We start from the raw sequence: 14,475 nt of genomic DNA on the forward strand, positions 1-14,475 counted from the left end.
GAGAGGGGAAAGATCATGAAACGTACAAGAACCGAATCGTTATCTATGCCAGAGGGAATGCACCGTATTCAAATCACGATGTCTTTTCCACTTCGATGGGTAAACAGTTATATTTTAACCGAACCGGATGGCAAGGTCAGCATTATTGATCCAGGACCGCGTACAGCGGAGACGGAGCAGGAGTGGCATGAAGCGTTGGCTGGACTCGGCTTGACCTTTCAACATATTCATCAGATTGTACTGACCCATCATCATCCTGATCATCTGGGATTGTCCGGCTGGATGCAGCAGATGTCGGGTGCACCCGTGTTAATGTCAGCACGCTCCCGCCAGGAGACAGATTTTATGTGGGGAACCGGGGCGAGCATTGAAGAGAGACTGCCGGAGTATTACCTGCTTCATGGTATGCCGCAACAAAAAACGGTTGAAATTAAGGAACATATGAAAACATTTATCTCACAAATTACACCGCTTCCGGAGGTAACCATCGTTGCAGATGGTGAAACCGTCCATATGGGTGGAAAAGCATGGACCGCTGTGGAAACGGGCGGACATGCCCCGGGTCATCTCTCATTCTATGCTCCTGAATCAAGAGAGATTCTGTGCGGAGATGCTGTTTTACCCCAAATTTCGCCCAATATCAGTTTGCAACCGGGCAGTGATACAGAACCTCTACTGTCATACATGGATGGATTGCGGCGTCTGAGCACTTTTACAGTGGAACGTGCATATCCGGGTCATCGAAATCCGTTTACCCGTTTTACGGAACGAACCATCGAATTGCTCGCTCACCATGAAGAGCGTCTGGGCAAACTGACGGAACGTATGCAGGAAGACCCTGCGCACGCATATGATATCTGCTTGCATTTGTTTGGTGATCGGCTTGGAATACATCAATTACGTTTTGCCATGAGCGAAACACTGGCGCATCTGCAGGAATTAACTCGGCGTGGTTTGGCGGGACAGGTACAACAGGCTGACGGAATCATTTATTTTCAACATTTAACTAGCTAGTAGTCATAGGTTGCATATAAACACATTTTGGCACAGATGTTAATAGCTTTTTTTCAATAGTGATCTCATCCCTATCCCTAAGCAGGATTTACCTGTTTGGGGCTTTTTTTGTGAGAAAAACAAAAAGCTTTAGGCGCGGTTAACCGTTTATTCAGCTTCTTTTAAGCCAGGGAGCCTATCATACAACTATGAACTTCGCTATGGAAAGCAGGGATAAGCGATGACAAGACGTAAACGGAACCAATGGCGGAAATGGCAAGCTTCGGCTGCGGCTACATTAACGGTGGCTGCACTCTTTCAATATGTAAGAACCTCGGATGCATTTGACGTCGCTTATGCGGCGGCGAATGGGACAGACACTGGAATAACAGCTTCCACACGGGTGGATTCACGTGACGATGTGATGGATGAATGGTCTCCAGACGGTACGGATCAGTACAATTGGGATACAGACGGGTACTCGGTTGGGTCAAATCAGGATCAGACCAATTCGCTGCGCTCGGGCTCTGAAAGCAATCATGGCAATTATCAGTCACGCACAGGTGCATCATGAGCCGCACAGAGCAGGCTGTACGTCCCCTCCGATTTTATTTTCACGCGATGAACACGAAGGTAGAAGTGCAGTTTCTGGCAGATAGAGAACAGGCGGAACACGCCGCCTCCCTCGTCAAAAACTGGTTCGAAACACAGGAGCAGCGTTTTAGCCGTTTTGTGGCTGATAGTGAATTAACTCGTCTGAATGAGAGTCATGGATGGATCTCTGTCTCGGCTGCGATGGATGAGGTGCTCAGCTTAGCATATGGATATATCGGACAAACGGAAGGCATCTTCCAACCCGGCATCATGAAAGCTCTTCGTTCATCGGGATATGATACAAGCTTTGAAAAGATACATCAGCGAGCATCCCAGCGGCCTTTGCTGGAGCGTCTATTACCTATATTAAAATCGGAAGCCGCTGGCATGAGGGAAGATCCATATGACTACAGTCGTCCAAGCTGGATACAGCGGGAAGGGAGCCGGATGGTGCATCTCGACCTGGGAACGGAGCTGGATCTTGGCGGTATTGTAAAAGGCTGGGCTGTAGAACGTATCGCGGACTGGCTAAAGAAGAGAATGAACATTCCTGCGGGAATGATTAATGCAGGCGGTGACATTCAGGTATGGGGTACAACAGACCATCCTCATTGGACGCTGGAGGTAACCAGTCCGTTTCCACAGATGCAAGATGTGTCGGGGGCGGTACGCCTACAACGAGGGGCTGTCGCCACATCAGGGATTACACGTAGACAGTGGCAAGATGACAAGGGTTATACAGCACATCATCTTATCGATCCCCGGACGATGAAACCGGCAGACACAGACATTTTACAATGTACCGTCGTTGGTCAGCATGCTTCGCAGTGCGAAATTATAGCCAAGACCGTATCGATCTTGGGGAGTGCAGAAGCAGTGAACTGGCTTAACCGACATTATGACCGACATGATGTTCTTTGGATCACTCGAGAGGCAAACGTTTATTTTAGAGGAAATTCATCAACACTTGCTGAGCGCTGGCCTGGCTTCGACCCGGATCATCGTTTTAGCTTGATCGAATAGGAACGGGAACAAGTCTTATAGATTTGGGGGAACCGGTTATGGCACAGTGGATTGTAGATTACCTGCCAACGTGGAATATCATTCGTATTAGTGGGATTGCTGCATATGTACTGCTTTTTGCTGGTGTATTTCTAGGGATTGCTCAAGGGATGCCTATCGCCAAGGGGAGACCAAAAGCTGTCATGTTTGAGTGGCATACACGAACAACCTGGCTTGCTTTTGGACTTGGCATCACACATGCACTCACATTGGTTATTGATCACTACAGCCCGTTTACCTGGAGAGAACTGTTGATTCCTTTTACAGCGTCAGTGCACCCGTTTGGCACGGGGCTGGGCACGCTAGCTTTCTACGGCTTGCTGATCGTGTTATTGTCCAGTGATCTACGCACCAAGCTGGGGCGCAAATGGTGGTTTATGTTCCACATGTTATCCTATCCGGTATTTGCCGGGTTATTGATTCATGGCATGGTAACGGGAAGTGATTCGGGTCACGTGATCATGCGTCTGATGTATGTATTTACCGGAATCAGCATTGTTGGTATCACGGTATTGCGTGGTCTGATGCGAGAGCGAAAAGGACCGGAGATCACGATTGGACCCAAACGGAATGAATCAGAATCGATGAAAGATAGAAAATGGGCAGAAACCTACGGATTGGCTGTGCCTTTGGGGCAAGAGCAACTCAAATAGGTGTTGCAACATGAATTAGCCATATGAAATAGAGAAGCGGCCTGCACTGGCCGCTTTTTTGACTCGTTTTTCTTCGACTACCCATCTAAAACTAAATCTTGTCGTCGCTGACTGGCTTTTCTCCGAGTGCCTCTTCCATCTCGGATTGTTTGCGGTGAGCAATCCGGCTACTCGCGGCTGAAGCGATGGCCCCGACAATATCGTCGAAGAACGTATGCACAGGTCCCAGGCTTTTGTCATTGAGACGTTCCAATACCCCAGGTTTCAGCTTGTCCACATAACCGTAATTGGTAAATCCGATACTGCCATATACATTCACAATCGAGAAGGCGAGAATTTCATCTACGCCATACAGTCCTTCATCGTTCTCAATCATCTCTTGCAAAGGAGAGATCAGTTGTCCTTGTTCTGCCAGCAGATCAAGCTGGATACCCGTCAGGACAGCGTTCTGAACCTCACGTTTTTTCAAAACCATCTCCACGTTCTCTATGCATTCTTCCATCGTCAGTCCAGGATAATACTTTTTCTGAAGAAGCATGACCAGTTCTGCGATCTCAGGGATCGTGACGCCCCGTTTGTGTAACCATTCCCTTGTTGCTTCAGCAACTTTGCGGCTATTCAGACTGTAAGGGATTTTTTCCTGCTCCGGATGTTCCATGGGCGAATCCTCCTCTGGTGTAAAAAAAGTTCGTTCAACTTATATATCGATGATTGCATACATCTACCTTACATACGTTATTAACCGTATCGCGTTGCTTTTATGTTGGTATCACATGAAGATTGCCAGATTGAGCAGGAGCTTGTGCAAAAAGTAGTTATTTTTTGAACGAAGGCCCGTATACATGGTAGTACAAACTGTAAAAATGATGAGGGGGAACGTGAATCATGAGAAAAATCCCATCTTTACGTAAGGCATCGGCAGCGGCTTTGCTTGGCATTCCTGTCGTATTATCTGGTTGTGGAATGTTCGGTGCCCAATCTTCAGAAGCGATTGATCCGCCGCCACGTATTCAGGAAGCCGCTATGATTCAGGCCGCTGAAGGTAATGGAAAGCTCGCAACGCTTCCGCTCACGACGGTGTATTTACAAGACCAGCAAGGGATGCTCGCTCCAGTCTCGTTAACCCTTCCATCCGGAACCGATGTAAGTAGCCCGAAGACAGCTCTGGATACTTTGGTTACAGGCGGAGCATATGCTGGAATGTTACCTGAAGGCTTCAAGGGTGTATTGCCACAGGGAACGGTAGTGCAGAATGTAACCATTCACTCGGATGACAAGCTGGCTGTTGTCGAGTTCTCGGGTAACTTTGCCAAATATGATGCCAAAGATGAGCGTAAAATGCTGGAAGCCGTGACGTGGACGCTGACAGGAACGCCTGAGGTAAACCATGTACAGATTTGGGTGGATGGCAAAAAGCTGAGTCAAATGCCTGTCAATAGTACACCTCTTCCAGAGCCGTTGAATCGCGCGGTAGGCATTAATCTGGATTTAGGTGAATCCTTCACAACGAACAGCAGTCCTGTGACGGTTTATTTTTCAGCCGCTTCTCCTGCTGGTGTGCAATATTATGTTCCAGTTACACGGCTAGTTGCTCCAAGTGGAGACCGCGTTCAGGCCGCTTTAAACGAGTTGATCAAGGGACCAGCCAAGGATGGAGAACTGGAAGAAGTGATGACAGGTGGAACGGAATTGCAGTCGGTTAAGACGTCTGAGGATGGCACGGTAACGGTTGCGCTGAAGGATGATATGTTCACAGAAGGGGACATGGTACCTAGTGAGTTGTTGCAGTCCGTTGTCCTGACAACCGCGGAGAATACAGTCAGCAAAGATGCCAAAGTGCAGATTGAATGGAACGGGCAGAAAACGGTCAAAGGTGATGATAACCGGGATTACAGTGCGCCGGTGTCCAAGCCAGAATACATTAACGAAATCCCGATTTAACAGATAAGAGAGCCCCGAGGGTGCTTTTAACTGAACTCTTTGGTAAAATATAAAGGATGGTTGCAAGAGAGAAGAAGTTCAACATTACAGGATGCTTAAGTCGTAGGAGGCAGAAAATATGAGATCTAACGGACGAACTAGCGAACAGCTACGCCCGATGAATTTAACAATTAACACGAATAAATACGCCGAGGGCTCTGTATTGATTGAAGTCGGTGATACAAAGGTAATCTGTACGGCAACGGTGGAGGAACGTGTTCCGCCTTTTATGAAAGGACAGGGCAAAGGCTGGGTTACAGCGGAATACTCTATGCTTCCGCGTGCTACTCATACTCGAAACCAGCGTGAAGCGAATCGCGGCAAGCTGACAGGACGCACGATGGAGATTCAACGCCTGATCGGCCGTGCTCTTCGTTCGGTAGTGAACTTGCAGGCACTTGGGGAGCGCACCATTACGCTGGATTGTGATGTCATTCAGGCAGATGGAGGCACACGCACAACATCCATTACCGGTTCATTTGTGGCGCTGGCGCTCGCTGTGAACAAAATTGCGCAGCAACATAAACTGCAGGTGTTCCCGATCACGGATTTCCTTGCTTCCGTGAGCGTAGGTGTTGTCGGAGAACAGCCGGTACTGGATCTGAATTATGATGAGGATTCCAAAGCCAAAGTGGACATGAATCTGGTGATGACGGGCAGCGGGAAATACGTGGAGCTTCAGGGAACAGGTGAGGAAGCACCCTTTGACCGCCGTGAATTGAACGCGATGCTGGAACTTGGCGAACAAGGAATTTTGGAAATGATCGAGCGGCAAAAAGAAGCTCTTGGACCGATTGCGCTGAAGATTGGTTCACGTGGATTGGGTGAGGCTTAAGATGAGTCTGGACAGCCCGGTTATCATTGTTGCCACCCGCAATGCAGGAAAAGTGCGTGAATTCGCGCATGCTTTTGCTCCGCTGGGCAAAGAGGTCAAAAGCATGTTTGATTATCCGGAGCTGCCGGATGTCGTGGAAGATGGTGTTACCTTTGCCGAGAATGCGTGGAAAAAAGCAAAAGCCGTTGGTGATGCGCTCGGGCTTCCTGTTCTGGCAGACGATTCAGGACTTTGTGTAGATTTGCTGAACGGAGAACCGGGTGTTTATTCCGCAAGATATGCTGGTGAAGGTGCGACTGACGCCCAGAACAATGCCAAGCTACTGGATGCTCTTGCTGCGTTAAAATCAGGTGAGGATTCCCAGCAACCGTTGTTAAGTCCTGCTCAATTTGTGTGTGCACTGGTGCTTTACGATCCAGCAAGTGGAGACAAGTATGAAGCTGAGGGTTCGGCTGATGGCTGGATTACAGCTGATGCTGCAGGCGAGGGTGGCTTCGGATATGATCCCCTCTTCTATGTGCCGGAGTATGAGAAAACGATGGCAGAACTTACGTTGGAACAAAAACAAGCGATCAGTCATCGGGGTCATGCACTGCGAGCACTGATTTCTCGCTTGCAAGCATAAAAGAAGAGGTAGGCTACATGCTTCGCTAGTGTGCTGAATCGATTGACTTTCTTGATTGTATGAAGCAAGTGGAGCATTGAATTCATCAAGGCGTTAATGGAAACAACTTTCATTCCTATGGGATCGGATAAGGTTGTTACTCTGTTAACGTCTTTTTGATATGCGTTGTTAAGCTAATCAAGTGTGGTCCTTCCATGTACCTAGATATCATGACTGATTAAGGATTTTAGATATGGGGAACATGTGTTCTTTTTCCTATACCGAACAGGAGGTGGTTTGCACGATTGGGAATGGCATTGGGACTGGGGTTGGAAGAAGTTGCAAGTCATGCCGGGTATGGGTTAACATTCAGATTAGTGAAAGATGATACACCTTATACGGGAGGGATTTGGCATGCAAGAAGTGAAGCTGGTTGTAAATTACGATGACTATGAAGAAGGTATTCGAATGGAGACACTTCTTCAAGATTTGGCAGCAAAACCGGAAGCGGCTACGCTGGAAAGTCTGATCATTGGAGATTGGGGACAAGCTTATGAAAATTCTCCGCAGGAATTCAAAGATACGTTAATTCAGCTTGCACCAAGTTTTCCGGCTCTAAAACAATTGTTTATCGGAGATATGGAGTCCGAAGAGTGCGAAGTTTCCTGGATTGTTCAGACGAATCTTGCGCCAATTCTGCAAGCTTTTCCGAATTTGACCTCGTTTGTGATCAAAGGCAGTAGCGGACTTGAACTTGAGCCTCTTCAGCACAGCAAGCTGGAAGAGTTAGTGATTATCTGTGGTGGTCTTCCGAAAAAAGTGTTACATTCCATTGCCTCCGCTGAACTTCCCGAATTGCGCAAGCTCGAACTGTATTTGGGTGTGGAAGACTATGGATTTGACGGTTCATTAGAGGACGTACTGCCATTGCTTGAAAAAGGACGTTTCCCTAAACTGGAGTACCTTGGTTTGAAGGACAGCGAAATACAGGATGAGATTGCCAAGGCTACTGCAGATGCATCGATCTTGGAACAGATTCAGATACTTGATTTCTCCGAAGGCACATTATCCGATGAAGGTGCAGAGGCACTGCTTGCCAGCGAACAAATCAAACAATTAAAACATTTGAAGCTAAGCTATCACTTCATGACGGACGAAATGATGGAGCGCTTTAAGCAATCAGGCATGTCGGTAGATGTCAGTGACCAACAGGAAAGTGATGAGGATGACTGGCGTTTCCCGATGCTGACAGAATAAATGATGTGGCATGAAAAAGATCTGTTATTAATTAGCAATCCAGATAATCGACGAACGGCAGGGATACAAGAAGCCAGAAGACAAATGGGGATGAAACCTGCGACGGTGTTGTCTTATGAGAATCTGCTCCGTACCTGGAGACAGGGAGGCGGTCTTGCCGAACTTGTGCAATTCATCTCACCTAGCCCGCTGATTCGACTGGATGCTCCCGGGGAAGATTGGGAGGTAGAACGCGGGCTGTTACATCTCGGGGCAACCGACTACGAAGGCTTTGACGGTACAGTATTGAGCACTCCATCGCCGAGTTTTGAGGGCTGGAAGTTTAGCTCGCCAAATGAAGCGATATCTTCGGTGAAATGGTCACCAGGTGAATCTTTCTCTGCCGAAGCAGCGCTCACATTAGAGCAACAATGGGGCAGAATTTACGCGCCTGCCCAATGGTTCAGAGGCTGGAAGGTTTGTCTTGACCGAATCGCCCAAGAAGCGCGTGAAGTATGGCCTGGTGTGCAATTCTGGAATGATCCTGATGAGATTGGCATGATGTTTGATAAAAGAGAATGCCAGCTTCACCTCATGCGTCAAGGAATTTCGGTGCCACCGATATTACCTTCTTCCGAGCCAATTCAGTGCTGGGAACAGTTGCGAGCAGCGATGGATGCATCACGGATGCATCGCGTTTTTATTAAGCTAGCCTGTGGCTCGGCTGCTTCTGGAGTAGTTGCATATCAAGTGAATCCGCGAACAGGTGTAGAGATTGCTGTGACAACCGTAGGTATGGAGACCAGCCAGGGTCAAACGCTCTTTTACAATGAAGGTAAACTGCAAAAGTATACACATCCTGAAGAAATTCGTACGCTGCTGGACTGGCTTTGTGCTGAAGGAGCTCAGATAGAACGGTGGATGCCCAAAGCTATGCTGGATCAACGTGTTTATGACATTCGCCAACTTGTGATGGCAGGACAGGCCGGTCATGCAGTCATGCGTCTTAGCCGTACACCAATCACCAATCTTCATTTACGGAATGAGCGCATGCTACCGGCGGAAGCTGGTCTGCCCGACCCACATATGTCGATGATCCAGAGAGTAGCTCGTGATACGATGCTGGCTTTTCCCAATTCATGGTCGGCAGGCATTGATGTGATGCTTACCAGTGGCATGGAACCACGAGCGTACGTGCTGGACGTGAACCCGTTCGGAGACTTGTTATACCGAGTCAGACATCAAGAGTTGACCCCGTATGAATGGGAGATGAAGCTTTTGCGAAAGGAGCCTGTTAGACATGCCTGATATGAACACCATTGTAGGCTCCCATGATATATTGATGATTACACTGGATACGCTACGATATGATGTTGCCAAGCTGGAAGAACAGCATTGCCCCAATCTGTGTGGCTCCGGTTCGTGGGAGAAACGGCATACCCCGGGGAGCTTTACGTATGCTGCTCACCATGCTTTTTTTGGCGGTTTTATGCCCACACCTGCCAATACAGACAAAGCATCGCATGTAAGGTTGTTCCATTCTCGAAATACGGGACTTCAAACTCATCCTCATACTTGGTTGTTTGATACGCCGGATATCGTGTCCGGCTTTGCCGCTGAAGGGTATCGAACGATCTGTATCGGTGGCGTCATATTTTTTACGAAAAAGAATCCTCTCGCCAAAGTGTTGCCTGGTTATTTTCAGCAAAGTTATTGGCGCATGAATTTTGGGGTTACCAATCCAAGGTCAACAGAGAATCAAGTCAACCATGCCTTAAAGTTACTCGATCAGACTGGGCCAGACGAGAAGCTTTTTCTTTTCATGAACGTTTCTGCCATTCACGGCCCCAACCGATACTTCGTTGAGGGAGCCCGGGAGGACTCGGTAGATACGCAGCGAGCCGCATTGCGATATGTGGACAAGGCGTTAGGACCTTTGTTTGAAGCGATGAGAGCGCGCGAACGGCCAACGTTCTGCCTTGCTTTTTCTGACCATGGTACCGCCTATGGTGAAGATGGATATCACGGACACCGACTGGCGCATGATGTAGTTTGGACGGTGCCGTACCGTGAATTTATTTTATAAGGAGGGAAGCCCGATGAGTGAGTATGCAGAGCGAACTACAGCAGGTGCCACACAGTCTGGCTCCGATCCAGCAGCAAGTCTTCGTGATGTGCTGACATTCCCTTATCGTTCCTATCTGTACTCTTACCCGCATAAGACAGCATATCGTGAACTGAATCCGCCCATTCCGCTGCAATCTCTGTGGGATAAGGAAGACACGGAGACTTACTTTTTATACATGCACATCCCTTTTTGTGCTGCTCGTTGCGGGTTTTGCAATCTGTTCACACTGCCGGACAAGCGGCAGGACAGCCATGAACAGTATGTGGACGCACTTGAACGTCAAGCGAAGCAGTGGGCGCCAGTGACTTCGCGTAGACCGTATTCGAGGTTTGCAATTGGTGGGGGAACACCCACATTGTTGAATGAGACACAGCTAAGCCGTCTGTTTGACATTGCTGAACATACGATGGGACTAGATACGTCGCAAGCTTCGATATCGGTGGAGACATCCCCGGACACTGTTACGGATGGGAAATTAAGCATCTTGAAGGAACGGCGTGTGGATCGGGTGAGTATGGGGATTCAGAGTTTTATTGAAGCAGAGGCTTCAGCCATCTATCGACCGCAAAAACCTCAAGAGGTAGAACGCGCGCTGGAGAAGCTGGTTCGTTATGATTTTCCGTTATTGAATCTGGATCTGATCTATGGTTTACCGGGTCAAACCGAGGCGACATGGATATATTCCCTTGAACGTGTTCTGGCTTATGATCCGGGTGAAGTATTTATTTATCCTCTATACACAAGGGAAAACACGATCGTAAAGCCAGAGGATATTCAGCGTCAAGGACCCGATATACGAATGCAACTTTACCAAGCTGCACGTGAACTTTTAAAAAGCAAAGGGTACACCCAATATTCGATGCGCAGATTTGCGAAGGAGCAGTCTTCTGCCAAAGCACTTTTACCGTACAGTTGTCAGGAAGAGGGCATGGTCGGTCTGGGATGTGGTGCCCGTTCCTATACGAGCGAGGTTCATTATGCATCTAAATACGGTGTGACCTATAAGGCAACACAAAGCATTATTGCAGACTATGTAGGCACCGAGCGTTATGATGTAGCTGATTATGGCATTGTGTTAAGCCGCGAAGAGCAGAAACGCCGATTTATATTAAAAGCGCTGCTACATCGGGAAGGACTCATGTTGTCCGCTTACCAGGAGAGGTTCGGAACAGATGTGATGTCTGACTACCCTTGGCTGAACGAATTGTTGGTCGAAGAGATGGCATGCTTCGATGTCGAAGAAAATGAGCGAGTACTGCGTTTGACAGAGAATGGACTTGGATATTCCGATGCCATTGGAGACTGGCTTATTTCTGCGGATATTCGGGAGCAGATGGAAGGATTTGTTTTCTCATGAGAGCGACCTTATATTACCGGGGGAAGTTATCCTCTTGTAACTATGACTGTCCCTATTGTCCGTTCAGCAAAACAGTGGATTCCAAAGAAACGTTAAATGTGGACGAACAGCAGCTACGCCAATTTGTAAACTGGGTCAGAGAACAGGAGATTCATGGGCATCGATTTTCGATATTCTTTAACCCCTACGGAGAAGCTTTGGTGCGGCGCTGGTATCGGGAAGCGATGGTTGAATTGTCACATATGACTCATGTGGATAAGGTAGCGATTCAGACGAACCTTTCTGTGAAACTGGATTGGGCAAGTGAGTTGCATGTAGACAAAGCGGCCTTTTGGGCAACGTATCACCCTCGCGAGACCAAAGAGACTTCCTTTGTGAACCAATGTATGACATTACGGCAGATGGGGCTGTCTTTCAGCGTCGGCACGGTTGGACTACGCAGTGCATTTCCAGCCATAGAATCCATGAGGAATGCCCTACCTGACGATGTATATATGTGGATCAATGCGTTCAAAGATCGGCCGAACTACTACACCCCGGACGAAATCAAGTTTCTCAAGGACATTGACCCGTTCTTTGAGGGGAATCTGCAGGACTATGATAGTTTGGGCAAGCGCTGTGCTGCAGGCACGGATGTGTTTTATGTTCAAGGCTCGGGTCATGTAAAAAGATGTTATAAGGATCGACGGATCATCGGTCATCTCTATCGTGATGGCTTGCAGGCTTTGGCTAAAGATCGTCCTTGTGGCATGAAAAAATGCGGCTGTTACATCGGTTATATTCATATGCAGGATTCCCCGTTCAGAGAAACATTTGGCACAGGGCTACTGGAACGGAATCCGACCTTTATTCATCAATAAATTCATCTTACAGTAAGTGCTTGCCTCAAACCTTAAGGTTTGTTTGCAAGTGTACTGGAAGGTGTTTTTTTTATTTTCTGTAATAAAGAAATAATTCGAAAACCCTTGATAAATAGGTCTTGACTTATTTTATTGCAAATTCAAAATAATTTCTGATTCAAGTTTTGGTGGTTTTGGGTTAGTATTAATTAGGAATAAAGACCCGTTTATTAAATGATATATATAATTATTATATTGTTTTATATCATATTATAGGTCTTTAGTCTAGTTTAGGGGGTGAATATGAAAAAAATATATCATCTTACATACTTGTATTGAAATTCGGGAGGAACTCAACGTGAAAAGGATATCCATCAGTCAAAAGTTACTTATCGGTTTTTCATCCGTTCTATTGTTGTTGATAGCGGTTACAGCTATTTCGTACTTTCAATTTGTGAGTTTGGAGAAAACATTCACCGATTTAATCAATGATAGAACAAGCAAATTGCTTAAAATTAAAAATATGACGATTGACCTGAAATCACAACAAGTGGCTTTGAGAAATTACATCATGAAACCTGACCAGGGGAATGAGGACGCATTTCAGCAAGCGTATGAAGATTACATAAAATTGAGCGAAGATCTAAAAGCGACAGTTACGAGTTCCAATATGAAGCAATATCTGGCAGACTCGAGCGAATTGATGATCAAATATTATGACATTGCCAAAAATATAATGTCTTTGACTAAGCAAGGGAATGTGGAGGAAATATCCGGGTTAATGGAGAATACCGTCCCGCCGCTTATTACTGAATTTGAAAACATTGTCGAGTCGATGGAAAATCATCAACAAAAAGCAATGGATGAAGGGATCGCCGCGGCCAATGTCCAGACAGCTACGGTTCTTCGATTGATCATTATCCTAGGTATCGTGTCTATTCTTATTGGTTTAGCAATCGCAACGATCATCGGCCGAATGATCTCCAAACCGGTGCAGGCTGTTGCACAAGCCGCTAGCCGTATTGCTGAAGGTGACTTAACAGGGGAACCATTGAAGGTTCGTAACAAAGACGAGATCGGGGAGATGGCTGAAGCATTTAATGTGATGTCCGTCAATTTGCGTTCGCTGATTCATCAGGTGAATGATGGTGCAGAACGTGTAGCAGCTTCGTCGGAAGAATTAACAGCAAGTACCGAACAGACGGCTATAGCTAATGAACAAGTAGCCACTACGATGGGTGAGATCGCAACAGGGATGGATGCCCAGGTTCGTATGGTCAGCGAAGGATTCCAGACGATGAATGAACTGGCTACCGGTTTCCGGCAAGTGGCTGAAAATACAACTGTTGTTTCCGAGAAGGCTGCTGAAGCTTCTGCTCAGACGATATCGGGTAGTGAATCCATTCGCACAGCGGTTGGTCAGATGAATTCCATTCAGAATACAGTTTCGAGCCTTGCGGGAGTTATTGAAGAACTCAGTAAGCACTCGACAGATATTGTGAAAATGGTAGGCGCGATCTCGGAAATATCTGCCCAGACGAATCTGTTATCTCTTAACGCAGCCATTGAAGCGGCGAGAGCTGGAGAGCACGGAAGAGGATTCCAGGTCGTGGCTACCGAAGTTCGAAAATTGTCAGAGCAATCTGCACAGTCTGCAGGAGAAATTGTCGGACTTGTTTCTTCCATTGAGACAGGCATGAGAAATGCTGCGCATTCGATGAGTGTGGTATCTTCTGAAGTGCAAGAGGGAATTCAATTAGTGCACCAGGCAGGATCTACTTTTGACCACATTCGAACTTCAGTTAGTGGTGTTGCGGGACAAGCGCAGGAGGTGTCTGCTTCCATTGAACAGATGAATGCTGGTGTAGAGCAGATTAATGCGTCTATGAAATCAATCATGGACGTAACGGAGAACGCGGCAGCGGGCACAGAAGAAGTAAGTGCAACAACCGAAGAACAATTGTCTGCAATGCAAGAGATTGCATCGGCTGCGAATGATCTTTCATCTATGGCGGAGATGTTACAGCAGTCTGTTGCTCGTTTTAAAGTTTCTTAATTTAAGAAAAGGTAAATATGAGAAATGCCCCTGCACCATGTTAATGGTACGGGGCATTTTTTATTGTGGTTTTGTGGATGAACGCTCTAATTATCAGGATAGCTTACAGGGAAGTGCAGTGCTTAAAGTTGTACGTGA

Annotated in this window: 14 protein-coding genes; 13 read left to right on the plus strand and 1 reads right to left on the minus strand. The window is 47.0% G+C overall.

Annotation, left to right across the window (positions count from 1 at the left end; all coding sequences use genetic code 11):
• Window positions 1-15 precede the first annotated feature (15 nt).
• The 4 genes from J2T16_RS20615 (at window position 16) to J2T16_RS20630 (ending at window position 3,302) form a co-directional block, all read left to right on the plus strand.
• Entirely contained in the window at window positions 16-1,014 is a 999-nt protein-coding gene (locus tag J2T16_RS20615) for an MBL fold metallo-hydrolase (RefSeq protein WP_499019146.1), read from the plus strand.
• A gap of 220 nt (window positions 1,015-1,234) precedes the next feature.
• On the plus strand, window positions 1,235-1,567 hold the full coding sequence (locus J2T16_RS20620; RefSeq protein WP_154960713.1) for a hypothetical protein: 333 nt from the start codon (window positions 1,235-1,237) through the stop codon (window positions 1,565-1,567).
• A gap of 47 nt (window positions 1,568-1,614) precedes the next feature.
• Entirely contained in the window at window positions 1,615-2,610 is a 996-nt protein-coding gene (locus tag J2T16_RS20625; protein WP_499019147.1) for an FAD:protein FMN transferase, read from the plus strand.
• Window positions 2,611-2,648: 38 nt separating this feature from the next.
• Window positions 2,649-3,302: a ferric reductase-like transmembrane domain-containing protein gene (locus tag J2T16_RS20630; RefSeq protein WP_499019148.1), complete on the plus strand. Its 654-nt coding sequence runs from the start codon at window positions 2,649-2,651 to the stop codon at window positions 3,300-3,302.
• A 91-nt stretch (window positions 3,303-3,393) separates the two neighbouring features.
• Here J2T16_RS20630 and J2T16_RS20635 read toward each other — a convergent pair whose 3' ends face one another.
• Entirely contained in the window at window positions 3,394-3,960 is a 567-nt protein-coding gene (locus tag J2T16_RS20635) for a phosphatidylglycerophosphatase A family protein (RefSeq protein WP_090919184.1), read from the minus strand.
• Between the two features lie 227 nt (window positions 3,961-4,187).
• Here J2T16_RS20635 and J2T16_RS20640 point away from each other — a divergent pair, with 227 nt between their 5' ends.
• The 9 genes from J2T16_RS20640 to J2T16_RS20680 all read left to right on the plus strand — a co-directional run bounded on the left by J2T16_RS20640 (window position 4,188) and on the right by J2T16_RS20680 (window position 14,337).
• Window positions 4,188-5,243, plus strand: a complete 1,056-nt coding sequence (locus J2T16_RS20640; RefSeq protein ID WP_336121970.1) for a GerMN domain-containing protein — start codon at window positions 4,188-4,190, stop codon at window positions 5,241-5,243.
• A gap of 118 nt (window positions 5,244-5,361) precedes the next feature.
• Entirely contained in the window at window positions 5,362-6,117 is a 756-nt protein-coding gene (gene rph, locus J2T16_RS20645; protein ID WP_090919178.1) for a ribonuclease PH, read from the plus strand.
• 1 nt (window position 6,118) lies between these two features.
• Window positions 6,119-6,742, plus strand: coding sequence for an XTP/dITP diphosphatase (locus J2T16_RS20650; RefSeq protein ID WP_154985506.1), 624 nt, complete (start codon window positions 6,119-6,121; stop codon window positions 6,740-6,742).
• Window positions 6,743-7,135: 393 nt separating this feature from the next.
• Window positions 7,136-7,978, plus strand: a complete 843-nt coding sequence (locus J2T16_RS20655) for an STM4015 family protein (protein WP_221791483.1) — start codon at window positions 7,136-7,138, stop codon at window positions 7,976-7,978.
• 3 nt (window positions 7,979-7,981) lie between these two features.
• Window positions 7,982-9,265, plus strand: coding sequence for an STM4014 family protein (locus J2T16_RS20660; RefSeq protein ID WP_499019169.1), 1,284 nt, complete (start codon window positions 7,982-7,984; stop codon window positions 9,263-9,265).
• Window positions 9,258-10,043 carry an STM4013/SEN3800 family hydrolase gene (locus tag J2T16_RS20665; protein WP_154890980.1) on the plus strand — a complete coding sequence of 262 codons (786 nt, stop codon included), beginning with the start codon at window positions 9,258-9,260 and terminating at the stop codon, window positions 10,041-10,043. The genes J2T16_RS20660 and J2T16_RS20665 overlap by 8 nt, the downstream gene beginning before the upstream one ends.
• Before the next feature lie 13 nt (window positions 10,044-10,056).
• Window positions 10,057-11,442, plus strand: coding sequence for an STM4012 family radical SAM protein (locus J2T16_RS20670; RefSeq protein WP_499019150.1), 1,386 nt, complete (start codon window positions 10,057-10,059; stop codon window positions 11,440-11,442).
• Window positions 11,439-12,302 (plus strand): STM4011 family radical SAM protein, encoded by an 864-nt coding sequence (locus J2T16_RS20675; protein ID WP_090919162.1) that lies wholly within the window; start codon window positions 11,439-11,441, stop codon window positions 12,300-12,302. The genes J2T16_RS20670 and J2T16_RS20675 overlap by 4 nt, the downstream gene beginning before the upstream one ends.
• A gap of 337 nt (window positions 12,303-12,639) precedes the next feature.
• Window positions 12,640-14,337 carry a methyl-accepting chemotaxis protein gene (locus tag J2T16_RS20680; protein ID WP_499019151.1) on the plus strand — a complete coding sequence of 566 codons (1,698 nt, stop codon included), beginning with the start codon at window positions 12,640-12,642 and terminating at the stop codon, window positions 14,335-14,337.
• The last annotated feature ends 138 nt before the right edge of the window (window positions 14,338-14,475 follow it).

This window comes from Paenibacillus intestini (genome assembly GCF_030803945.1).
In the GTDB taxonomy this organism is placed as follows: domain Bacteria; phylum Bacillota; class Bacilli; order Paenibacillales; family Paenibacillaceae; genus Paenibacillus; species Paenibacillus polysaccharolyticus.